This window comes from Antarctobacter jejuensis, assembly GCF_052266595.1.
Classification (GTDB): domain Bacteria; phylum Pseudomonadota; class Alphaproteobacteria; order Rhodobacterales; family Rhodobacteraceae; genus Antarctobacter; species Antarctobacter jejuensis.
Genome location: NZ_JBQQXJ010000020.1, coordinates 15,787 through 37,500 on the forward strand (window position 1 = coordinate 15,787; position 21,714 = coordinate 37,500).

Consider the following 21,714-nt stretch of genomic DNA (forward strand, 5'->3'; position numbering starts at 1 on the left):
ATGATTGCCGACAAAATCATGCCCCCGGCTAAGCGCATCTATACGCGCGTCTTCTGGGATGTGCGCCAGATTGACTCGGCAATCGAAGACTTGCCCGGAGGCGCGGAAGATGCGGTCTTGAACCCTTGGGACGAATGAAAGGGGAGTCGGGATGAAATTCAGAGTGAAATATGTGGTCGAAGATACAGACCGGCATGGAAACGTGCGCCTGTATTATCGCAAGGCAGGGCAGCCAAAGGTTCGGCTGCGCGGTCCCATCGGTTCGCCCGAATTCCTGACGGACTATCGCCGCGCTGCAAAGGGGCCGCAGTCGGTGAAGGGCGCGACCGATAAACCGGGAAAGGTTGCGCCTGTCGTGCCGAAAAGCGTCCGGTGGCTCTGTGGCGAATACTTCAAGAGCGCGGGTTTCAAACAGCTGGACCCGAGAACGCAGAAGGTGCGCCGCGCGATCCTCGAACGCATGTGCCAGCACAAGGGAGATGGGGACAAGCCTTTCAAGCTGATGGAACCGCGCCATGTCAGGTTGCGCCGCGATGAGCTGTCCGACCGTCCCGAGGCGGCGAACGGCATGGTGAAGGCGTTGCGCCAACTCTATGCCTACGGGGTGAAGTATGATCTGCACGACCGCAATCCGGCGGCGTCAGTCGAATACCTGCGGGGCAACCCGGAAGGCTTCCACTCGTGGACCATCGAAGAAATCGAGAAATTCGAGAACAAGCATCCTGTCGGATCTCAAGCCCGGCTGGCCTTGGCCCTTGCGCTCTACACCGGGCAGCGGCTGTCCGATCTGATCCAGCTTGGACGGCAGCACGCACGCGACGGCTGGTTGACCTTCACGCAGCACAAGGGGCGGAACCGCAATCCTGTGCGCATGGAAATTCCGATCATTCCCGAACTTCAACGGATCATCGACGCAACACCAACCGGCGACCTCACCTATCTGGTGAACGAGCGTGGCACGCCTTGGACGGCGGGCAGCTTTGGCAACCGATTCCGAAAGTGGGCGCGCGAAGCGGGCCTCAATGATTGCCCGCTGCACGGTTTGCGGAAGGCGGCGGCAGCGAGGCTGGCCGAACTTGGCTGCACGGAATTCGAGATCATGGCGATCACCGGTCACCGGACCTCAAAGGAAGTGACCCGCTACACACGCGCAGCGCGACAGAAGACCCGCGCGGAGTCCGCTCTTAAGAGGCTGACAGATGGACAGAAATAGAACGAAAGTGTCCCACTTTTGGGACCGGTGCGAACGGGTGGGACAGAACCGCTATGCAACCCATTGAAAACGAATATTTCGTCTGGGAAGTGGTGCCCGGGGGCGGAATCGAACCACCGACACGAGGATTTTCAATCATTCTGCATCGAGCTCAGGATGCTATCGACTGACTCGACCTGACACTGGGTTAGACAGGCTAACCCCGGAAGATTGCTGGGATTTCGTCGAATGACCTGCGACATTCTGACGCAAGCTTTGTCTCGCATTGTCTCAGCCGATTTCAGGCAATCCAAGCCGCTTTGCAGTCCCGTGCAGTCCCGCTTCAGGCAAAAGGACATTGGCCAATCTGCACCTCGCAATCAACGCGAGGTTCCACATGAACACCACTCAACCCCTTACTGACAGGCTCATCCAGAACATCAAAGCCGACACGGGCCGCATCCAGATCACCGATGCCAGAACTCCTGGGCTCAAGCTGCGCGTTTCGCGCACCGGCCACAAGTCGTTCGCTATGATGATGCGCAATAAGGCTGGAAAATACACAACTATCACCATCGGGACCTATCCCGACCTTTCGTTGAAGAAGGCGCGAGAAATTGCATGCCAAATTCGGGTGGATCTAAAGACCAAGGGATTGGCAAAGCCTTCCGCACCAGCTGTCGCTAAGGTTGAAAAGATCACCCTCCGGGAACTGCTGGACGAGGTGCAGCCAGTTTTCGCGCAGGCCAAAAAGGGCTGGCGCCCAAGGGGAGGCGCTGGCTCGTCCGCTTACACTCGAAACACGATCGAACGGGTTTTCGAACCACTCCTCGACGAGCCTGTCGAAAGCCTCACGGCGGAAGATTTCGGCCGGGCTGCAAATGGCTATCAACCAGTCCGTCCAGTGAATGGAAAGAATACGGCGAACGGCCAGGTTTCACGGGCGCTATCCTACCTATCGCCAGTGCTGGATTGGGCTGCGCATCGTGGCCGCAAGTTCGGCAAGATCGGAGCGGGTCGTGCTACTCGTCTCGATGCAGCCGAACTGCGCCGTGTCCATGACCCCGCAAGCGACGATCCCACGATCACGGGCAAGCGGCAGCGCGTCCTGAGTGTCGAGGAAATCGCGGTCATCCTCCCGCTTTTGCAATACCCTGCACCGGAGAAGATCCGACGCCGGAATATCCTTCCAAAGAACGATTTTGGGCCTGCGGCGATGCGCTTTCTCCTGCTCACCTTGGCTCGCCGTGAGGAAGTCGCCAGCGCTCGGTGGGGGGATATCGACTTCGCCAATGGGGTATGGGTCAAGCATGAGGTGAAGGACACGACCGGCAAACGGCGGTCTCAACGATTGCCTCTCAGCAATGCCGCCCTGGAACTCCTCCGATCTCTCCCCGGCTACATGAAGCGGGACGGAGAGGCTTTCGTGTTCCCGAACCGCAATGGCGGAAAGCTGGACAACTGGAACCGGATTGCCGAGCAAATCCAGAAGGGCAGCAAAACAAGCGGCTGGACGCGGCACGACCTTCGCCGCACCGGCGCGACCCTTCTCGAAGAGCTGCAAGTGCCCGTCCAGACCATTGAGGCCATTCTCGACCACAGCAACCGCTTCGCCAACGCAGGCGTTAGTGGCTCTGCGGGTCATTATATGGTGGCCACCCGGATTCTGAATGAGGTGGAAGACCCCAAGCTCGTCGCCCTGAACAAGCTCAGCGCAGCGCTGGACCATATCGTCGAGGACGCAAACTCTGTCGGGGACACCGGACGGACGGACGCCCCCCAATAGGGGGAGCGTCCGTCCGTCCGAAAAAAAATGTTCGCTTTTCGTTTCTCGTCCGGACCGAGCGGAACCATGTCCTGTTCGGCGCCGGAAACGGGCTGAAAAAACTTAACGATACAGGTAAAATATGAACAAAAACAACAATCTCCAAGAAACTCAAGCCAATCAATGCCCTCGAATCCTCGGGCAGGAAACAATTTCTGCGAACGCGCATCAACCCAACCCCGACCCCGACTACATTGTGCAGCGTTTTCTCTTTCCAGGCGAGGTCAGCATGTTCGCGGGGCCGTCGAACCTGGGAAAGTCGGCAATCGTGGCCAGCATTGCGGCACATGTCGCCATGGGACGCGACTTTTGCGGCATGCGCGTTTCTCGCGCCGCAATCCTCTATGTCGCCGCAGAGGCAGCAAGGGGCGTATTGAAACGGGCATTTCCGTTTCTGTGCCAGAAATCCGGCAGGGCCGCCGCCTTCGAGGTCTTGGACATGCCGGTGGATCTGTCAGATCCCGAATTGATCAAGCGGTTTGCAGCCGATGCCAAGGCATTCCGAGATTACCATGGGTGCGATGATCTCGTCGTGGTCTTCGACACCCTGAATCTCTGCATGGGTGATGGCGATGAAAACTCATCCCGGGATACCGGGCGCGTCCTGGCAAATGCGAACTACCTTGCTAAGACGACAAACGCCCATGTTTTGATTGTTCATCACATGGGGGCATCCGAATCATCAAGGCCGCGCGGCTCGACAACCCTTACCGCCAATGTGGATACAGGGTTCACGCTGCACAAGGCGGACGAAACACATCCTGATGGAACGGTGTTCATTCGGGTTCATAAGCAACGCGAAGACGAAAAGCCCGCCCCCCTGGCCTTCAAAATCAAGGGTTTTGAGATCGGCTATAACCGGCACGGCGAAAGGACCACCGTGCCTTGGGCGGTGCCCTTCAAGCCCGACAGTTCGCTGATCGAGAGTCAAGTCATCAAGTCCGCCAACAAGCCTGCGCCAACGCTGGCCAGTCGGCGTGCCAAGGACCTGCTGCGTGTCCTCACTGATCTGCACCAGCAAGACGGGGGCGAATGGCACAAGCCGAAGGAAGTTGGTCAGATGTCCGGCGAACCCTTCAACGCGATCCGCCAAAACTCCGACACCATGCGGAAAAAGGTGGGTGCGGCATTGGAGGCGCTGCTTGCCGAGGGCAAGATCGAAAAATCCCAGGATGGTGTAAGGCTTCGGGCGCCAGGGAGCGGAGCAGCGGTCTGACCCATCCTCTACGGCGACCGAGGGCGCGTCGGACGATCAGCGCCTTTTTTCCGGCCAAGCGTCCCCGTTTCTGGGGCCGCTTCCTTTGAGTGCTCCCTTACGCGCTCCACGAACAGATCCACGATCTCATTGCCGATAGCCTCGAACGCCTCCATCGGCAGGCTTCTGAGCCCAACATCGAGCATGCGGTGCTTACGGCAGTAGTTCGAGATCATCATCAGTATCTGCCCGTTCTGCTTTCGCTTGTCGGCCAGGATATCAGGATTTTTCGATTTCATTGACTGGTCCCTATTTCCGGTCCGGGAAGGAGATAGGGAAGGCGCACAACGGATAAAAACATGGTTTTTATCCACGCTACCCTCACGGAATGGATGGCACTGTTTTCATTTAGGCATTCGGTAAAGACATTCTCAGAGAAGCGCACGGTTGATTCCCGTGCAGCAAAGCCGGGCCAGACAGCGGCCCATCTTCGCTATATCACCCGCCCCAAGGCGGCGCGTGTGGTAATGCAAGAGCGGCTTTCTGGCGACTCCCACCCCAAGACTGCCTCCCTTGCCGAAGAAGAGGCCCAGAGGCGCAAGGGGCGCGTCTGTGAGCGCCTCGTGATTGCTCTGCCGGTGGAAGCTACCCCGGCACAGAGAGAGGCGCTGGCGCGGGCATTTGCGGAGCGGCTGACCAAAGGCGTTGCCGGGTATGTCGCGGCCATCCACGACCAGCACGGCAATGACACAAGAAATCCCCACGCGCATTTCGTGTTCTTCGATGTGCAGCAGAAAACTGGCGGGCGCGGCAGGCCCAAAAGCACACTTGGCCTCGCCCGGAAAAACGCCATCGAAGGCGCTGCCAAAATGTGGGCCGAGCTTCACAACGAGATGATGCGCGGCTGGGGCTTTGGCCCGGCTTTCGAGATAAGCCACCTGTCTTATGCAGACCGTGGCATCGACAGGGTTCCCACAATCCACGAGGGCGCGAGTGCCCGGGCAACGCCCAAGGCCAAGAAGGCAAGCAAAGAGAAATGGAAGCATATCGACCACGGGCACACCCGGGCCGAAGCGAATACGATCATCCGAGAAATCAACCAACTGAAAGAGGAACAGGAAAATGCAGGAACCGTTCGATTGGGAGCAGGCAATGGAAGCAACAAGGCGCAGCGCGACGGCGGCGTCGCAAAACAGCGAGAACGCGATAGCAGGAATGTCGAAGCTGCTGAGGGAAATCGACCACCATTCAAGCAAGCTGGCCAGCCTGACCAAGGTTATCGACCAATTGGAAACCACACAGGGCCAGCAAATTGCCCGCAGCCAAGCCGCGCTCAACCGCGCCCAGGGCGACAATCGGGGTTCCCCCCGCTTGCTCGCCTTGGGCTTGCTCACCGTCTTCGCCGGGGGCGTGGCGTTCGGCGGATTTATCGTGAGTTGATCATGCTACGCGACACCCTGAGGGCGCGGCTTTTGCCTCATGAGGGGCAACGCCGCTCGCACCCGGAAGCACCCGAGCAGGAAAACCATCAGTCCCTCCCGCCAGAAAAGACAAAGCCCCGCGACGGCGGGGCTGAGCGAGGGGCATGAGGCGCGTGGTAATTGGCTACTTCTATTTGTCAGCGCATCCTTGCACACAGCTTTCGATGGAATCTTTCAAGTCATAGCTCTGCACCACAAACCCAAGACGGTATGCCTCGCCACGATATTTGTGGAGGCCCACGGCACGAGCCTGGCGTGTGCCCGGTTCAACTGGATAGCAATCCGCCGGAGTGAAATAGCGAGGATTGCCATACATATCCCGGTCCAGCCGGATGGTTCTTTCGATGATGCTCTGGACCTTCTCACAGCTCATTGTTTGGTCCTTTCTCAATGCTGAGGCAGATCAGTCGACGACACGGCAATCTTCGAATGCGCTACATCAAAGAGCGCTTTGAACATCAAAGCCCGCATTCCGCCATTTTCGGTTCCTGCAAACTCAATGGATGTTTCGAGCAAAGAAATTGCGGCATCCAGATCCCGTTCGTCGATGAGTTGGGCAAGTGCCAGTTTAAGCCCTTCGGTTTCGGTATAGGTCAGGTTGGTGATGTGGTTCATTTTGATTCCTTAATGGTAAATGTTGCTTGTGAGAACGCGGCGGCTCATGCAGCCATCGGAAAAGCGGGATCAATGATCTTGTTGAGGTCAGACATACGCCAGCGCGACGAGCCGCCCAGCTTGATCGGCTCTGGAAAATTGCCGCGTTGAATGTCGCGGTAGATGCTGGCGCGGGACCGGCACAGGGTCACACAGACGGTCTTGATATCGACGAGGGAATCTTGGGGTTGCATTTTCGGCGAATGGGTCATGGATAAGTCTCCAATATTAAGCTCGCGGCATTCGCCGCGAGCTTAATATTGGCCATTTCTGAAAAACCGAAGGGCGCGTGGCAACTTTTTGATGCCCATGCTCACCCGGTCTATCACAGCGAACTATTACCCTGAAAACCCCAGCGCCGTGCCGTGACCGTCGGGTTGCCAGCGGAGATCGCTTGCTAAAAGTATGAGGGCAAGACATTAGGTCTTCAACCCCATGAGTTGAGCAAAAAGGTCATGGACGTGTTTGTATCGGCTTGGTTGCCCGGCGACGCATTCTGCGACGGTTGGCGACATCTGGCTTGACCATGTTAATTTTTTCAACCACAATCGAGGCATCAAAAATTAACACGAGCAGGCCCGATATGGAATCCATCCAACCTACCACCCTCAAAGATTTGCATGAAGGCGATGCACGCCTTTCAGAGCTTGAACTCGAACGTGACCGACTGATTGCGGCTGGCCACCACGCTTTGGCCGCCCGCACAAGCGCATCCCCGCTCCACCCAGCGAACGCAGCAGGCTATTTTTCATACGCCGATGGCGTCAAGGGGCTGCGGGCTGAAAATATGGGCGACCATTGGCAGTTCTTTCGTAGCGAAGGTGTCGAAGGCATCTGCAATGAGGAACTGAAGCTGAGGGTCTTGTTTGCCAATGTGCATGAAGCTTGTGGCGAAGTTAGTCCTCAAGCCCGCTCTCGCAAAGGCGCAGGTTCCGAGCGTGTCGCCTGCGGTGATATGTTCGATGCCGCAGGTGTTGATCTCCCGGTCAGCGTCGTGAAGTTCCATGGCGACTACAAAACCTATTACCTGATGGTTGATCAAAACGGGGCTATGGAACTCAGCCTACCCATTGTGAAAGGCGGAAACTTTTTGCGGTGTGTTGAGCGGATTTTCCTACTTGATGGGAATGACCTTGACGAGATTGACTTCGGCGTTGATGAACCGGCCGACGAATCCGACCTGGATATCGTCGTGACCCGGAAGTGACGTGAAAAAATGTTTAGCAGCAAAAGACTCAGCCTCGCCAGAAAACGGCGCAGGCTGACGGCAAAAGGACTCGCAGAAGAAGCAGGCGTATCACCTGTAACAATCACTCGATTGGAAACCGGCCAAAATGAAGCCGATCCCGTAACAGTAGAAAAGCTCGCAGAAGTTCTGGACTACCCTGCTTCCTTTTTCTTCAAAGCGGAACCGGCACCACTTACCAAAGAGATTGTGAGCTTCCGCAGCCTGAAAAGTATGAGCGCCAAGGAACGGGATGCAGCATTGTCGGCTGGCGAGATTGGTGTGGAGGTCTATTCATGGCTGGATAGTCACTTCAATTTGCCGCCGCTCGACCTCCCTCCTTTCGACCCGGAATTGACACCAGAAGCAGCCGCTGAGGCGCTGAGGCAGCATTGGGGGCTTGGATATGATCCTATCCCGAATTTGCTTAAGCTACTTGAATCCAAGGGTATCCGCGTTCTTGGATTGGAAGAGAACACAGCTAACGTGGATGCATTCTCTTTCTGGCAGGACAACAGCGCTTATGTCTTCTTGAATTCTTACAAATCTGCTGAGCGTAGCATTTTTGATGCAGCTCACGAATTGGGTCACCTTGTTTTGCACAAGCATGGCGAGACATCTGGCGCGAATGGAGAAACTCGTTCTGTTGAATTGGAGGCCAACAGATTTGCAGCTGCATTTTTGATGCCGGAAGAAGATATTCGTGCCCGAATGCCTCGTCTCATTACCGCAAACCTCATCATCAAAGCGAAGAAACGGTGGCGTGTGTCAGCTATGGCCCTGGCTTATCGTCTGAGCCACTTTAACAAGCCCATGCTGACTGAGTGGCAATATCGCTCCATCTGCATTGAGTTAGGGAAACGGGGATATAGGAGCGGAGAGCCAGATGGGATCGCCAGAGAAAGCTCGGTTCTCTGGGGGAAGATTTTGTCCGAGCTTTGGTCGGATCGAAAGAACCTACAGAATTTGGCGGACGATCTATATTTGCCCGTGAGTGAAGTGGAAATGCTGCTTTCAGGGATATTGCCCAGAACCGATCAAAGCGATGTGGGCAACAGCAATGAACGCCCGACTTTGCGCATTGTCGAATAAAGTATGATGGGTGCCCTGCTGGCTGTGAGAGGTCAGCAGGCGCAGTTTGTCATCAACGGTGGCAGGCTCACACCATCCTCAAAGATGGATGATTTCGACGTTGCCCCACTTTTGGTCAAGGTATTCGGCCAAGAGGCGTCTGTGACAAAAGTGCGGCGTGTCTTCACTACAAAGCAAACAGCATCCATCTAAATCCGCCGGACGGAGCCTTTCTACTCTCCGTTTCATCATGAGATCCAGATACTGGTTTTCATAGTTTGACCAGTCGATTTTCTTTTTCTTGTATGCATCAAGCATAGGCTTGGTCGGGGCGAAGTTTGGAGCATGAACGTAGTCCATGCTGCAAAGACTCTTGGCAAAAAATTTGAGGTCGTCCCGCTTGGCAAACCCTGACAACTGCGAAACGTTATTCAATCGAACATCGACGAGTTTCCGAGATTGGGACTCCTTCAAACGAGCAAAGAAATGCTCCGCGGTGGTTTTGGTAAATCCTATAGTAAATACCTGAACCATCTAGTATTTATCCTTCTCGCCGGTAGGCGATTTGTTTTTCACGACCTTCATACGCTCGAGCGATCAGATCATCTTCAGAGTCGAGCATGTCGCCTCTGGGTGTTCCAAGAATGTCGAGAACTCTCAGCATGGTGTTTCTATGTGGTTCCAGAGTTCCGTCACCAAGGATGTGGCAAACCTGGGCTCCTCGCTCTTGCAGGACTCTCGAAACCAATATCGTTCGGTGGCATTCAGTTGGATCACGCTCTGAGCACATCAGTGCTATCTGAAAGCGCTGGCCTCCTTCCTCAACTCTTTGGATTCCTGACAGGAAAAGGGGGGATTGAGCCAGTTTTTGATAGCTAACGGTATTGCCGACATAACAACTTTCATCTTCAGATCTTGCACCAAGCTCTTTGCCTAAGAAAGCGTATGCAACACCTTGGCCTTTGAGTGTATCCTTTAAAGCATCGGTATTAAACTGCGGGGCATGCCTACTGTATGGCGAAGAGCGAACGTCAGCCACTGCAGTTACTCCGTTTGCGTGAAGCAACCTAACAAAACTTTCTGCAGGCTGTGTCGAGTGGCCGACTGTATAAATTCTCAAAGTGCCCATAGCCTTAAATTATCATACTCGCTACGAGTTTGTAAGCGGCCCTGACGTCAGAATTAGGCTTTGTGATGGTTTCACTGATGCTAATGCACATTGTTGGGTTTTGAACAACATGTTTCCCGAAGCCAGCGCGAATAAATTCAGCTTCGGCAAGCGGGTCTGTCAGTTTTAGGTTGTGAGCCTGGCCTCCCCACTGGAACCAGACGCGAGCCTCTGGATGGCCGTGGTAATTTTCGGCTACGATTACGATAGCGCTTTCAGGTCGGATCAAAGCCAGCGAGCTTGTGATCTCGGTCAGAGATGCTTCTTGCAGCTCATCGTTGAGCCCTTTGGAAGAGTTTTGGGTTCCCGGCCAAAGCGGAGAAGCTCCGTCGTGCAACAAAGGAGTGACATCAGAGGCAGAGAACCTACCAACCTTCGTCCAACGCAGACCCGGAGTGATGAAGACGTTTTCTGACTGATACCCGTTGGGACACGCTGCACCAAAGTCAATATCGACAACATCCAACGGCTCTACGTGGCTGCCGTCTGCATAGGTTTGTTCGCCGAGCAGTATCGAATGGCTGGGCCTGTTTCCCACAGGCCTAAGCCAACCGTTGTAGAAATCGTTAGCAATCTCTACGCCCGCCACACATCTGTTCGGATAGTCTTTCTTTGAGTTCGCAAGACATACAATTCGCCTTACCGCCATGTCAAATGCTCCAAATGAATCTCGAAACTATTTGTAATATCCGGCGGTAGAAGTGCAAGTGCAATAGCTTGAATGCTCACAATCTGAAATTGACCAAGCAACAATAAATGTTCATAGTAATTAGGCTCAAGCGCAAATGCAGTCCCGGTGCAGTCCGGGGCTTTAAGTCATCGAGGTGCAATTGCGGCCAATCCGCCAACGCATAGTTTTCCAAGGGGAAAATGGTGCCCGGGGGCGGAATCGAACCACCGACACGAGGATTTTCAATCCACTGCTCTACCCCTGAGCTACCCGGGCACGGGTGAAGCCTTCGCTTCGGGTGGAGGCGGTTTAGCTGAGGTCCTTGTCGGTGTCCAGCGGGTTTTGACATGGAAAAGCAAGGAATTTACGCCCTCTTCCAAAGCGGTGGTCGGCGGGCTACACCCGCAGAATGACGCTGACCGCCGACAGTCTTGAAATTTTCTTTTCTCACGGGTTTGACACGGTCATCGACGTGCGCAGTCCGGCGGAGTTTGCGGAGGATCGTGTGCCCGGCGCGATCAATCTGCCGGTTCTCGACAACGAGGAGCGGGCGCGGGTCGGGACGATCTACAAGCAGGAAAGCCCGTTCAAGGCACGCAAGATCGGCGCGGCGCTGGTGTTTCGCAATGCGGCAAACCACATCGAGGCGCGCCTGTCCCATCACGAAGGGGGATGGCAGCCGTTGGTCTATTGTTGGCGGGGTGGGCAGAGATCCGGATCGTTTACATGGATGTTGCGGGAAATCGGCTGGCGGGCGGAGGTCCTGGGGGGGGGCTATCGAACTTACCGGAGGCTGGTCACACGCTATCTTTATGACGATCCGCTCCCTCACAGGCTGGTGCAGCTTGGGGGCTATACCGGGACGGCGAAAACGGAATTGCTTGCACTGATGGCGCAACGTGGCGTGCAAGTGCTCGATCTGGAAGGATTGGCGCGCCATCGCGGATCCCTGCTGGGGGAAATGCCGGGGGGGCAGCCAGCCCAAAAAGGTTTCGAATCCGATCTCGCGCGTGCGCTGTACGCGCTTGATCCGGCGCGCCCGGTTCTGGTCGAAGCGGAAAGCAGCAAGATCGGGCAAATCAATCTGCCGCCAGCGCTGTGGGACGCCATGAAATCCGCCCCATGGATCGAGATCACCGCGCCGATGCAGGCGCGCGCGCGCTATCTGGCAGAAGCATACGACGATGTCCTCTCTGACAGTGCAAGGCTGCGCGAAAAGTTGTCACCCCTGCGATTCCATCGTGGGCATGCCTTGGTCGACCACTGGGACAAACTGATCACGGACGGTGACCGATTGGCCCTGTGTGCCTCGTTGGCGGCCGATCATTACGATCCGGCGTACCGCACCTCCATGCGCGCGATCACGCCTCAGATCTTGTTGAGTGAAGAAACCGAATCGCTTGACCCACAGGCGTTAGCGCGACTTGCCGATCGGCTGGCGGAGCGGTTTCACACGATATCGATCTGACCCGTCCGGTCTGTGATGACGCCGATTTGCGCGGCTTGATAGCCCGCGCTCTGAAGGGCTGTCAGCAAGGGGGCCGGGTCGCCAGAGACTGCCGCAAGCAAGCCTCCGGATGTCTGCGGGTCGATCAGCAGATCATGACGCGGAGAATCGGGAAGGTCTGGAAACGGGGCGCGATTGTCAGGGTAAAGGCTGGAGCGAACCGCCGCCTCTGAGAGCCGCAGAGCCCCCGGCAGCAGGGGCACGTCCTTCGCCCGGAACTCTGCGCCGCATCCGGAATTCAGGCAGATGTTCCGCAGGTGCCCCAAAAGGCCAAACCCCGTGACATCAGTCATCGCGTTAGCCCCGTTCAAGATCTTCGAAGCAGCGGCCTGCGACGTGGACATTGCCTCTATCGCGGCATGGACCTCGGCCCCGTGTGCCTTGCCTGCCATTTCGCCTGCCATGATGACGCCAGAGCCGATCGGTTTTGTCAGAATGAGGGCGTCACCGGGCCGCGCGCCTGACAAGGTGATCGGCGTTTCGCACTTTCCGGTGACGCTGAACCCGATTGTCAATTCGCTGCCCTGTGAGCTGTGACCGCCGACGATCTCCGCACCGGCTTCGGTCATGGCTTCCCGTGCGGCGGTCATGATTTCCTTGAGGGTTCGGGCCGCAAGGGTCGGCGACATTCGCGGCAGGATAATCGTGGCCAGGGCCGCCTGCGGGGCGCCCCCCATGGCCCAGACGTCGCCCAACGCATGCTGGACGGCGATGCGTGCCATGACGGCCGGATCGGAGACCATTTGGCGCAGGTGATCGGTGCTGAAGACCAGTTTTTGACCGTTCGCCTCGATCACCGCGGCGTCGTCTCCAGGGGCTTGTGAGGTTTCGTCTATGTCCTGCAAGGCATACATCAGAGTGCCCTGACCGATTTTCGCGCCACATCCGCCGCACAACATCTTGTCCCCAAGTTCCGCCTGCCCGGCGGCGCGGGGGGTCGGCAGGGCAGGGGGGGGCATTTCGGGGAGCGCCTTGAACATGCGCATGAATTTTCGGTCGATCCTGTCTTTCCAGCACCAGACCCAACCGCCGGAGAATGTCATCCCGAACCGATCGCCCAAGGCAGATTTCGATCCCAGCGAAATGAGCTTGAGATAGTCGGACTGCGGGCGATACCGGCGATACTGTCCGACTTCGGCCAAGGCGACCTTCAGGTTGTGCAACAGAACTGGCGCCTGACGAACGGCGTAGACACCGGCTTTGGGGCGCGGAGCAAAGGCCATGTGCGCGCAATCCCCTGCGGCGAAGATCGCAGGATCCGAGGTGCGCAAAGTCTCATCGATGACCAGGAAACCGTCTTTTTCGTCCAGACCCAATGACTTGAGCCAGTCATGCGGGCGAGCGCCCGCGGCACCGCAGACAAAGCCAGCCTCGACCTGTCGGTCCGACAGGGTGACGCCCGTCGCCGTGACCTCCTGCACCTTTGTGTTTTCGTGCAGGTTAACACCGGCTTCCTGCAAGGCTCGGCGCATCAGTCTTGCGGCAGGGGAGCGTAGCGCGGACAAGGCGTGATCACGTTCGATGAGGTGAATCTTGTGCGCGCGGTTCTTTGTCGTCAGCGCATGGTCCATGGCAAGCGCCAGTTCTGCGCCGGCAACGCCACCGCCGATGACGGCCACGTCGGCCGGTCCGTCCTGATCGCAGAAACCTCGCCAGGCGGTCGCAAATCGGTCGAGCGGTTTGGCGGGGACCGCGTGCGCCGTGAAGCCGGGCACCTCGGGCATTCGGGTGCTGATGCCGATGTCGATGCTGGCAATGTCAAAGCCGATGGAGGGCTGTCCAGCAACATGGATCAAGCGGCGCGACACATCGATCCCCGTCGCCGGGGCAATGACAAGGCGGGCATTGGCCAGTCTGGTCAAACGAACCAGATCGATATCCAGCGCGGCCTTTTCATAGTGTCCAGCAACATGGCCGGGCAGCATGCCGGAATAGGGAGCCGTCGGTTCCGGGTTTATCAAGGTCAGCCGCACCCCGGGTAGGGGGCGCATGGCCCAGGCGCGCAGGACAAGTGCGTGGGTGTGGCCGCCTCCGATCAGAACGAGGTCGCGCGTGAACGGTATCTGCGGCTGCTGCATCGAGGCCCCTTTGTCCGACTTGGCACATTGGTCGGCGCACAGGCCGGACACGTACAGACCTGCGCGACCCATGTCGTGCCTCAGTCGGATAGCGCCGAAACGGCATTCAGAAAAGAGTGATCTCTTCCACCTTGGGTCGCGGCACCGGCACCTGTTTTTCCAGCGCGACGGTTTCGATGTCTGCGGAAACCAGCAATTGTCGGGCTCGACCGGTCGTGGGCCAATAGCGAATTCGCCGGGCCGAGGTCCCCCCGACGCTTTCCGCCAGACAGGGGATTCCTTCATCGCTGAGGAAACGCCGCGCAAACGCCGCGTTGGAGCTGCCAATGTCGCGCAAGTTACCCATCATGCTGGCACCCCCGAACATCTTGGCCTGCAGGCGGCTTCTCTCGGCCCCCTGCCGAAGCAGGCCGTTGATCAGTAATTCCATCGCATAGGCGCCGTAGCGGACATTAGTGCCATGTTCGCCATCGCGATTGGGTAACAGGAAGTGGTTCATGCCCCCGATCCCGCGCAGAGGATCGCACATGCACACTGCAATGCAGGATCCAAGGACGGTTGTCAGGATGACGGTGTCCTCTTCGGAGATCACGAAATCGCCCTGGATGACGTTTACGATCTTCTCTGCGGACTGTGTCATCTCTGCATTTCCTTTCCGGTTTTGCGGGGACGGGCGCGCTTTTTCAGCAAAGCTTCGGCTATCCGTTCCAGCGGCAGCACCTCCCGAACGGCCCCGATTTCCACTGCTGCGCGAGGCATCCCGTAGACCACACAGGACGCTTCGTTCTGGGCGATTGTATGGGCGCCTGCAGTGTACAAGGCTTTCATCCCTTCGGCACCGTCTCGGCCCATGCCGGTCAGGATTGCTGCGGTGACCCGGTCCGCAATAGGCACGGCAGATCGAAACAGCATATCGACCGACGGGAGATGCCCGGTTGCCGGGCTGCCCTGAACCAGCTTGGCGTCCAGGCTGGCCCGTGTGCCGAGCACCAGATGAGAGGGGACCCCCGCGCCGATCAGGACAAGACCGGGGCACAGGGGTTGCAGATCGGTTGCCAGCTGAACCTTGGGCAGACATTGTCGGTCCAGCAGAGCGGCCAGGCTTTCGCCAAAACCGGCGCCCGTGTGCTGTACCACCAATGTCGGCGGGCAATCCTCTGGAAATTGCGTGAGAACGTTCAAGAGCGCATCGACACCCCCAGTACTTGCCCCGATTAGGATCACATGGTCGTAGGGCGCAGCCGTTTTCGGGCGGCGCGACGCGTGATCCACTACGCGTGGCTGCGGCGGTGTAAACCTTGACCCGGAGACCAAGCCCTCTGAAAGGGATTTGTCGAACCGTGTTGTCTGGCCAGAATTCTGGCTGTCCACAGATCCGGTTTTTACGGATCGACTAGGCAGGCCGTTCTTGTGTGTCGCAAGGTCCTTGCGGATTGCCGGTGACAGGTGGCGATCCCGCCGTGTCAGGGCACAAAGTTGCTGAAAAAAGGTCGCCTCGGAGGCATCGTCGGCGATGGAAAACAGGTCAGTGCTCCGGGAAGCCAACCCATCCGGGGGCGAGCCGAAGCGGCCCTTCCTATTGGCATCGGTCATGACGAGCCAGCGAATATCAAGCGTTGCAAACAGGGCGCGCATGACTTCGAATTCGGGCAAGTCAGCCAGTATATCTGCGATGAGTACGGCCTTTGGCAGACGTTCTTCGACTTCGTTGTAGGTGTTCATCAGGTCGCCGGTGCAGGCGATGACCTCAAACTCCTCCATGCGATTGACCAGATCACGCAGCCGGTTGCGTTGCGCACGATCAGGAGAGGCAATCACGATGCTCTTTCTGTTCATCCCGTACCTGCCACGGTTCCAGATCCGCGAACCTTTTCTCGCGGGCGACAGGAGGTAAGGAACTCAAAAAAGCTCCGCATGTCCGGCTTTCGTAGTGGCCTTGGTCCTCCCGCCAAGACGGGTAGCCATGTCCCGCAGGGGAACGGCCTGTAACGCACGGGAGGCGTTGACCATTCCGCTGCTGTCCGTCTCCTGCGATACCTGACCGAGAAAATCCGCCAAGGCGCCGATTGACTGGCGCAACATGTCAAGTTCCTGCAGCAATTCGATGGACGTGCTGTCCAGCGCGTCAGAAGAGTGCAGGACCAGGCTGTCGAGCGCGTGTTCAAGACGCTCGAGCCGGATATAAAGTCCCTCCAATTCGGACGATGCGCGCTGTGTTGCGTCCCTCAACGGCAGCGTAAACTCGACTTCCTTGTTCATAGGCGGCCAACCACGCTTTCGATGCATTGTTTCATAGAAGCCGCGGTGAAAGGCTTCTTGATCATGTTATTCAGCCCCAGTTTCTTGGCTTCGGCAACGATTTCGGGAGTGGGCCGACCCGTCACCAGAATGAAGCCGATCTTCTGGGTTGCGGGATGACCCCTGACCGCCTTCAACAGGCCAAGACCGTCGAGCCCCGGCATGTTGTAATCCGACAAAACGAGATGGACGGGGTTGGAGGCCATCCGCCCCAGAGCGGAACGCCCGTCATTTTCCGTGACATAGTTTTTGATGCCGATATCATCCAATGCCTGGGTGATCAGTCCGCGGCTTGTGGCCATGTCATCGACGACCATGATCCTCAGCGAGTCCTTCGTTCCCATGATGCTCTCCTATTGCAGCTTTGGCTGCTCTGCTGCCTGTGACTTCTGGTAACTGGTGATGCCGACCCCCTTGAGACTCTCCACCGCGCGCCCCGAAACTCTTTCAGAATGCCCGATGAACAACAGCCCATTGGGTGTGAGCATCGAACAAAAGCGCTGCCAGAGGCGTTGTTGAGTCTCTTGATTGAAGTAAATCGCGACGTTTCGGCAAAAAATCGCGTCAAACGGCCCCCGAAACGGCCAGTCCGCCATCAGGTTGAGTTCATTAAACGTGACCATGGCCTTCAAATCGTCGCTGACGGTTGAAACCTGAGGATGCGCGCTGTCGGACCGGGTCCAATTTGACCGGAGATCAGGCGGGATACTGGCAATCTCATCCTTTGGATAGGTGCCGATCTTTGCCTTTTCCACGATCTTGGGATCGATATCGGTGGCGAGGATGCGAATATCCCGATCAAGCGCGTCGGGAATGACCTGTAGGATGGTCATGGCTATCGAATAGGGCTCTTGCCCCGAGGAACAGCCCGCGGACCAAAAGCGCAGGCGATCCCCGGTTCGGGCCTTGTCCTTGAGTTCCGTGGCGAGCGCATTGCGCAACAGGTCGAAGTGGTGCATTTCCCGAAAGAAGCTGGTCACATTTGTCGTCAAGGCCGAAATCAGTTCCAACCGTTCCTGCTCTTCCCCTTTTTGGCCCAACAGGGACAGATATTCGGGGAAACTGGAGATTTTCCGCGACTTCAGGCGACGGGACAGGCGGGAATAGACAAGTGGTTTCTTGCTGTCCGCTAGGCTCAGTCCAAAGCGTTCCTGCGCAAGGGTCGCAATTGCCTTGAAATCTGCGTCACTAAAGGGAATGTCGCGTGAAAACGCGCCATCTGCAGGCTTGTTCATGAAGGCATGCCTTTGCCTGTGTCGAGGACCGCGGCGAGGTTCACAACCCGCACCATTGTGTCGTCCACCGAAATCATGCCCAGAATGCTGTTTCGCGTAGCTTCCGATTTGATATCCGGGGTTTCCTGAATGGCGCTTTTTTCCACCGACAGGATTTCTGAAACCGATTCCACCAACAATCCAATTGTCGCCCCTTCGACCGCAGCGACGATCACGACATTGCGCTCATTGGCGGGAGTCGCGCCAAGCCCGAACCGGGACGACAGGTCGAATATCGGGATCACTGCGCCGCGCAGGTTCATGACGCCAAGTACGTCTGTCGGCGTGTGGGGCAGGGCGGTCACCGGAGTCCAGCGGCGGATCTCGCGGATTTGCGTGATCTCAAGGCAGTAGCTTTGTCCGCCGGCTGAGAAGGTGATGAATTCGAACTGCGTGTCTGCAAGTGCTTCTGCGGTCTCAGGCATGACGAAGCTCCATTCTGGTGTGCTGGGCAAAGGGGTCATTCCCGGAGGAATGGGCAAGCTTGATCAATTCCTCTGGATCAAGGATCAGGGCGATCTTGCCGTCTCCCAGGATGGTCGCGGCGGAAACGCCGCGGATCGCCGCGTAGTTGCTCTCGAGGCTCTTGATCACCACCTGTCTTTGATCGTGGATCGCGGTGACGCGCAGGGCAGTCAGCCCCTGCATTTCCGTGTTCACCAGCAGCAGGATGCCAGCGCTCTTCTGATCTTCTTCTGCGGTTCCGAGTTCGAGGCTTTCCGCCACGTCCACGATGGGGACATAGACGCCTCGAACGCTTACCACTTCGCTATCGGTGCCGACGACGTGGATGTCGCGCGGGTTGGGACGGATGGTTTCGAGGATCGAGGAGATCGGGATCACCATTGTCTGGTTCGCAACGGAAATCACGAAACCGTCCATAACGGCCAGCGTCAGCGGCAGCACAATTGCGAATGTCGTGCCTTTGCCGGGGGTCGAGGTGATGGATACCCGGCCACCCAGCGCCTGTACCGCGTTTTTGACCACATCCATGCCAACACCGCGTCCGGAAAGCGCTGAAACCTGCCCTGCGGTCGAAAAGCCGGGTAGAAACAGGAGGTTGTCGATTTCCGGATCCGACAATTCCACATCCGCGGGCACCAGGTTCTTTTCGATGGCCTTGGCCAAAATTCGCTCGCGGTTCAAACCCGCGCCATCGTCCGAAATCTCGATGAAAACGCTGCCGGATCGGTGGGACGCGGACAATCGGATCGTACCGGTCCGGTCCTTGCCGGCTTCTTCACGGATGTCCGGGTGTTCCAGACCGTGATCGACGGCGTTGCGCACCATGTGGGTCAGCGGATCGGCCAGTCGCTCGATCACCGTCTTGTCCACTTCGGTGGAGTCGCCCACCGTGACCAGCTTGGCCTTCTTTTCCGTGGCATCAGAGGCTTCGCGCACGATCCGCGACATGCGCTGGAACAGCGGTTTGACGGGTTGCGCGCGGATGGCCATGACACCTTCCTGAATGTCGCGCGCCAGCAGTTTGTAGGCTTCGAGCTCATTCGTCAGATGCGCGACGGTGGGAAGGTCAAGCTCTTCAATCCGCTGCGAGATCATAGCCTGGTTGATGATCAATTCGCCCACCGTGTTGATCAACCGATCGACCCTGTCCAGATCGACACGCAATGTGGGTTTGGGGCCACGCGAGTCCTTGATACCTGCCGAGACCGGTTTGGCCGTTTGTTGCAGCGTGCCTTCCGCAGGAACAGGGTCATTGGGCGGACAGGGATCGGTTTTCGGGTCGTCGACGACAGGATGGGCTGTTTCAGAGGGTAGGACTGGCGCGGCGGCTTCGGCTTCGTCGATCGAAATTTCCAGCGTGCATAGGCCTTCGACGAATTCGAAGACTTCATGCAGGGTCGTTTCCGGTTCCGATGTTGCAAGCGTGAGGGTCCAGGACAGGACGGCATCCGCAGGATCGAAGGCGTCAAATTCAGGCAGACCGGTCAAATCGGCCTCTACGCTGAGTGAGCCCAATTCCGCCAGCGCATCAAAGATCAGCAGCGGTTCATGACCGTTTTCGTATAGCGCCTTCGTCGGAAAAAATCGGATTCGGAACAGGCGTTCTGAAAGCGGTTCGTCCAGCGGGACTGCGACGGTGGGACCGTCGAAATCAAGCGTGATGGCATCGAAACTGAACTCTTCTGCTGCAGCCTCGTCCCCGATGTAGCTTTCGAGTTCCGTCACCAGGCCGGATTCGGCCTCATCGTCAAGATCCGTTTCGTCGCGGGCAGAGGCGACCAGATCGGACAACTGGTCGCCGGAGCGGTGGAAGAGGCTCATCAGTTTCTCGTCGACCTGCAGATTGCGGTCGCGAACCTTGTCCATGACGGTCTCGAAGGAATGGGCGAAGCTGACCAGCCGGTCCAACCCGAAGGCACCCGCGCCGCCCTTGATCGAATGGACCGAGCGGAAGACGGCGTTGATCACCTCGATGTCTTCGGGGGCTTCCTCCATCTGGGACATTCCCTCGACAAGCGCTTCGAGGAGTTCTTCACATTCTTCGAAGAATGTATCTCTGATCGAATTTCCAGACATGTCAGCCCATGTGCCCCGTCAGTCGCCGCAGCACCGACACCAGCGAAGCGTCGTCGAATGGTTTCACGATCCATCCGGTCGCGCCGGCATTGCGCGCGCGGGTCTTCAAGTCGTCCGAGCTTTCGGTTGTCAAAACGAGGATCGGCACGTTCGTGCGGTTGGGGCCGCTGCGCAGTGTGTCGATGACGCCAAATCCGTCCATTTTGGGCATGTTGATGTCGGTGATCACAACGTCCGGATCGACGTCCGGAAACACGTCCACCCCTTCCTGACCATCACTGGCGGAGTGAAATTCGAACCCGGCCCCTTCCAGAGAGACACGCAACAGGTTGCGGATGGTCCGCGAGTCGTCAATTGCGAGCACTTTTGTCGTCATTGCAGCGTTTCCTTCTCGAAATGGTCGGGAGAGAGACCGAGCCTTTCGAGCCCCTCACGAAATCTGGGCGACATGTCGGTGACGTCGAATTTCACCTGATCTTTGGCCCATTGTTTCTGCGCCACGAGCAACAGCTGCAGGCGGTGCGAGTCGAGGCGCGAGACATCGCGGGCGGAGACCGTCACCGGCAGTCGCCGAGCGTTCAGGAGGAAGGCAACAAGCGGATCTTCACCGGATCGGGCTCGCGCGGCCCCAAGGGCGTGGAAGTTGACGTCTGACATCGCGAAAATGCATCCTTCGTGGCAGGGTGTGCGTCTTGGCACGGCACATCTGACGCTTTGGAGGAATACGGACGCTCTCTTAACAAAGGGTTCTGATGGCCCGGTCGGAGAATTTGGGAAGCGGGACAGGGCGTTTGGATCAGGCTGTTCCCGCGTCAGAAGAATTATCGGCGTCGTCACTGGCATCGGATTTCTTTGACGCCAATCCGTGGCATCGGCGCCCTTGAAAATCTTTTAGTTGATTGTTTTATTGCAAAAAATTCGTGGATCATGGAGCGCGGAATTGGAGTGGCGGACGCGAGGAAGGTCTGTAGCAGGCAACGACAGTGCCGCAAATCCATTGCGAAATTGAAGAAATTGCGTCGCACAACATTGGCATTGAGGTTGTGAACCGAGCGATCTCATGGAACCCGCGGCGTTCACTTCGTGACGCGGCAAAGGCGTTGCGCTGACTGCCTGAAATTATAGCGCGCCGTCCCGGATTGCAGCTTTCTTGCGCAGAAATCCCGAGGAATGCTGCGATGCAGCATAATTAGCATCGAACGAAAAGGGATCAGTGGGAGGCTGTGGTCATCAACATTCAGGGAGGAGCCGTATGACCACAAAGGATCAGATCCATGTGCATGACTGCCGAAGCCTTCGCCCTTTTTCTCAACATCCTGTCACCTGACAGCATCGTAAGCGCGCCGGGGCATATCACCATCGACGCCACGGTGCGCGCGGCGCATTGGGTGGCCGTCGAAGACGAGTGGTGCACGATGGCGCCGCAGATCGACCGGATGGAACGGGTCTCTGCCCTGTTGAAGGACGATTGAAGGTCTTCAATAGCGGAGCGCGCCAGAGGCGCGCACCGGATGTCTCGCCTCCCGCCTTTGGGG

25 protein-coding genes and 1 tRNA gene are annotated in these 21,714 nt (G+C 57.4%); 8 read left to right on the forward strand and 18 right to left on the reverse strand.

Annotated features, from left to right (window positions below; all coding sequences use genetic code 11):
* Nucleotides 1–151 precede the first annotated feature (151 nt).
* From ACTXGA_RS21245 to ACTXGA_RS21255, 3 genes are all read left to right on the forward strand, one after another.
* Nucleotides 152–1,213 carry a site-specific integrase gene (locus ACTXGA_RS21245; protein WP_417729567.1) on the forward strand — a complete coding sequence of 354 codons (1,062 nt, stop codon included), beginning with the start codon at nucleotides 152–154 and terminating at the stop codon, nucleotides 1,211–1,213.
* Between the two features lie 376 nt (nucleotides 1,214–1,589).
* Nucleotides 1,590–2,978, forward strand: coding sequence for a tyrosine-type recombinase/integrase (locus ACTXGA_RS21250; protein WP_443396721.1), 1,389 nt, complete (start codon nucleotides 1,590–1,592; stop codon nucleotides 2,976–2,978).
* Nucleotides 2,979–3,099: 121 nt separating this feature from the next.
* A complete protein-coding gene (locus ACTXGA_RS21255) occupies nucleotides 3,100–4,233 on the forward strand; it encodes an AAA family ATPase (RefSeq protein WP_443396722.1) in 1,134 nt (377 codons plus the stop codon).
* Between the two features lie 8 nt (nucleotides 4,234–4,241).
* Here ACTXGA_RS21255 and ACTXGA_RS21260 read toward each other — a convergent pair whose 3' ends face one another.
* Nucleotides 4,242–4,511 carry a hypothetical protein gene (locus ACTXGA_RS21260; protein WP_443396723.1) on the reverse strand — a complete coding sequence of 90 codons (270 nt, stop codon included), beginning with the start codon at nucleotides 4,509–4,511 and terminating at the stop codon, nucleotides 4,242–4,244.
* Between the two features lie 60 nt (nucleotides 4,512–4,571).
* On the opposite strand from ACTXGA_RS21260, the gene ACTXGA_RS21265 reads away from it, so the two are divergent.
* The gene (locus ACTXGA_RS21265; RefSeq protein WP_443396724.1) at nucleotides 4,572–5,801 is read left to right on the forward strand and encodes a MobA/MobL family protein; all 1,230 of its coding nucleotides are present in this window, start codon (nucleotides 4,572–4,574) and stop codon (nucleotides 5,799–5,801) included.
* Nucleotides 5,802–5,823: 22 nt separating this feature from the next.
* Here ACTXGA_RS21265 and ACTXGA_RS21270 read toward each other — a convergent pair whose 3' ends face one another.
* Genes ACTXGA_RS21270 through ACTXGA_RS21280 form a run of 3 tightly spaced genes read right to left on the reverse strand, consistent with a single transcriptional unit; the run spans nucleotide 5,824 to nucleotide 6,559 of the window.
* Nucleotides 5,824–6,066, reverse strand: coding sequence for a hypothetical protein (locus ACTXGA_RS21270; protein WP_443396725.1), 243 nt, complete (start codon nucleotides 6,064–6,066; stop codon nucleotides 5,824–5,826).
* 14 nt (nucleotides 6,067–6,080) lie between these two features.
* Nucleotides 6,081–6,308 (reverse strand): hypothetical protein, encoded by a 228-nt coding sequence (locus ACTXGA_RS21275; protein ID WP_443396726.1) that lies wholly within the window; start codon nucleotides 6,306–6,308, stop codon nucleotides 6,081–6,083.
* Between the two features lie 44 nt (nucleotides 6,309–6,352).
* A complete protein-coding gene (locus ACTXGA_RS21280; RefSeq protein WP_443396727.1) occupies nucleotides 6,353–6,559 on the reverse strand; it encodes a helix-turn-helix transcriptional regulator in 207 nt (68 codons plus the stop codon).
* Nucleotides 6,560–6,867: 308 nt separating this feature from the next.
* Between ACTXGA_RS21280 and ACTXGA_RS21285 the strand changes: the two genes are divergently transcribed.
* Both ACTXGA_RS21285 and ACTXGA_RS21290 read left to right on the forward strand, forming a co-directional pair.
* Nucleotides 6,868–7,554 carry a hypothetical protein gene (locus tag ACTXGA_RS21285; RefSeq protein ID WP_443396728.1) on the forward strand — a complete coding sequence of 229 codons (687 nt, stop codon included), beginning with the start codon at nucleotides 6,868–6,870 and terminating at the stop codon, nucleotides 7,552–7,554.
* Nucleotides 7,555–7,563: 9 nt separating this feature from the next.
* A complete protein-coding gene (locus ACTXGA_RS21290; protein WP_443396729.1) occupies nucleotides 7,564–8,664 on the forward strand; it encodes a helix-turn-helix domain-containing protein in 1,101 nt (366 codons plus the stop codon).
* A gap of 78 nt (nucleotides 8,665–8,742) precedes the next feature.
* On the opposite strand, the gene ACTXGA_RS21295 is transcribed toward ACTXGA_RS21290, so the two are convergent.
* From ACTXGA_RS21295 to ACTXGA_RS21310, 4 genes are all read right to left on the reverse strand, one after another.
* Nucleotides 8,743–9,177 carry a DUF488 domain-containing protein gene (locus ACTXGA_RS21295; protein ID WP_443396730.1) on the reverse strand — a complete coding sequence of 145 codons (435 nt, stop codon included), beginning with the start codon at nucleotides 9,175–9,177 and terminating at the stop codon, nucleotides 8,743–8,745.
* A gap of 7 nt (nucleotides 9,178–9,184) precedes the next feature.
* The gene (locus ACTXGA_RS21300; protein ID WP_443396731.1) at nucleotides 9,185–9,772 is read right to left on the reverse strand and encodes a DUF488 domain-containing protein; all 588 of its coding nucleotides are present in this window, start codon (nucleotides 9,770–9,772) and stop codon (nucleotides 9,185–9,187) included.
* 4 nt (nucleotides 9,773–9,776) lie between these two features.
* Nucleotides 9,777–10,460, reverse strand: a complete 684-nt coding sequence (locus ACTXGA_RS21305; RefSeq protein ID WP_443396732.1) for a dual OB domain-containing protein — start codon at nucleotides 10,458–10,460, stop codon at nucleotides 9,777–9,779.
* Between the two features lie 222 nt (nucleotides 10,461–10,682).
* A tRNA-Phe gene (locus tag ACTXGA_RS21310) sits at nucleotides 10,683–10,757 on the reverse strand.
* Between the two features lie 133 nt (nucleotides 10,758–10,890).
* Between ACTXGA_RS21310 and mnmH the strand changes: the two genes are divergently transcribed.
* The gene (gene mnmH / locus ACTXGA_RS21315) at nucleotides 10,891–11,949 is read left to right on the forward strand and encodes a tRNA 2-selenouridine(34) synthase MnmH (RefSeq protein ID WP_443396733.1); all 1,059 of its coding nucleotides are present in this window, start codon (nucleotides 10,891–10,893) and stop codon (nucleotides 11,947–11,949) included.
* On the opposite strand, the gene selD is transcribed toward mnmH, so the two are convergent.
* From selD to ACTXGA_RS21365, 10 genes are all read right to left on the reverse strand, one after another.
* Nucleotides 11,931–14,138, reverse strand: coding sequence for a selenide, water dikinase SelD (selD, locus tag ACTXGA_RS21320; RefSeq protein WP_443396734.1), 2,208 nt, complete (start codon nucleotides 14,136–14,138; stop codon nucleotides 11,931–11,933). The two genes, mnmH and selD, sit on opposite strands and share 19 nt — an antisense overlap.
* 34 nt (nucleotides 14,139–14,172) lie before the next feature.
* Entirely contained in the window at nucleotides 14,173–14,706 is a 534-nt protein-coding gene (locus ACTXGA_RS21325; RefSeq protein ID WP_443396735.1) for a chemotaxis protein CheD, read from the reverse strand.
* A complete protein-coding gene (locus ACTXGA_RS21330; RefSeq protein WP_443396736.1) occupies nucleotides 14,703–15,902 on the reverse strand; it encodes a CheB methylesterase domain-containing protein in 1,200 nt (399 codons plus the stop codon). The genes ACTXGA_RS21325 and ACTXGA_RS21330 overlap by 4 nt, the downstream gene beginning before the upstream one ends.
* Before the next feature lie 63 nt (nucleotides 15,903–15,965).
* On the reverse strand, nucleotides 15,966–16,325 hold the full coding sequence (locus ACTXGA_RS21335; protein ID WP_443396737.1) for a DUF8776 family protein: 360 nt from the start codon (nucleotides 16,323–16,325) through the stop codon (nucleotides 15,966–15,968).
* Nucleotides 16,322–16,708, reverse strand: a complete 387-nt coding sequence (locus ACTXGA_RS21340; protein ID WP_443396738.1) for a response regulator — start codon at nucleotides 16,706–16,708, stop codon at nucleotides 16,322–16,324. Before ACTXGA_RS21340 ends, ACTXGA_RS21335 begins: the two co-directional genes overlap by 4 nt.
* Nucleotides 16,709–16,717: 9 nt before the next feature.
* Entirely contained in the window at nucleotides 16,718–17,599 is an 882-nt protein-coding gene (locus ACTXGA_RS21345) for a CheR family methyltransferase (protein WP_443396739.1), read from the reverse strand.
* The gene (locus ACTXGA_RS21350) at nucleotides 17,596–18,063 is read right to left on the reverse strand and encodes a chemotaxis protein CheW (protein WP_443396740.1); all 468 of its coding nucleotides are present in this window, start codon (nucleotides 18,061–18,063) and stop codon (nucleotides 17,596–17,598) included. The genes ACTXGA_RS21345 and ACTXGA_RS21350 overlap by 4 nt, the downstream gene beginning before the upstream one ends.
* The gene (locus tag ACTXGA_RS21355) at nucleotides 18,056–20,179 is read right to left on the reverse strand and encodes a chemotaxis protein CheA (RefSeq protein WP_443396741.1); all 2,124 of its coding nucleotides are present in this window, start codon (nucleotides 20,177–20,179) and stop codon (nucleotides 18,056–18,058) included. Before ACTXGA_RS21355 ends, ACTXGA_RS21350 begins: the two co-directional genes overlap by 8 nt.
* A 1-nt stretch (nucleotide 20,180) precedes the next feature.
* Nucleotides 20,181–20,555 carry a response regulator gene (locus ACTXGA_RS21360; RefSeq protein WP_443396742.1) on the reverse strand — a complete coding sequence of 125 codons (375 nt, stop codon included), beginning with the start codon at nucleotides 20,553–20,555 and terminating at the stop codon, nucleotides 20,181–20,183.
* The gene (locus tag ACTXGA_RS21365) at nucleotides 20,552–20,836 is read right to left on the reverse strand and encodes an STAS domain-containing protein (RefSeq protein ID WP_443396743.1); all 285 of its coding nucleotides are present in this window, start codon (nucleotides 20,834–20,836) and stop codon (nucleotides 20,552–20,554) included. The genes ACTXGA_RS21360 and ACTXGA_RS21365 overlap by 4 nt, the downstream gene beginning before the upstream one ends.
* Before the next feature lie 617 nt (nucleotides 20,837–21,453).
* On the opposite strand from ACTXGA_RS21365, the gene ACTXGA_RS21370 reads away from it, so the two are divergent.
* Nucleotides 21,454–21,651 (forward strand): hypothetical protein, encoded by a 198-nt coding sequence (locus tag ACTXGA_RS21370; RefSeq protein ID WP_443396744.1) that lies wholly within the window; start codon nucleotides 21,454–21,456, stop codon nucleotides 21,649–21,651.
* Nucleotides 21,652–21,714 lie beyond the last annotated feature (63 nt).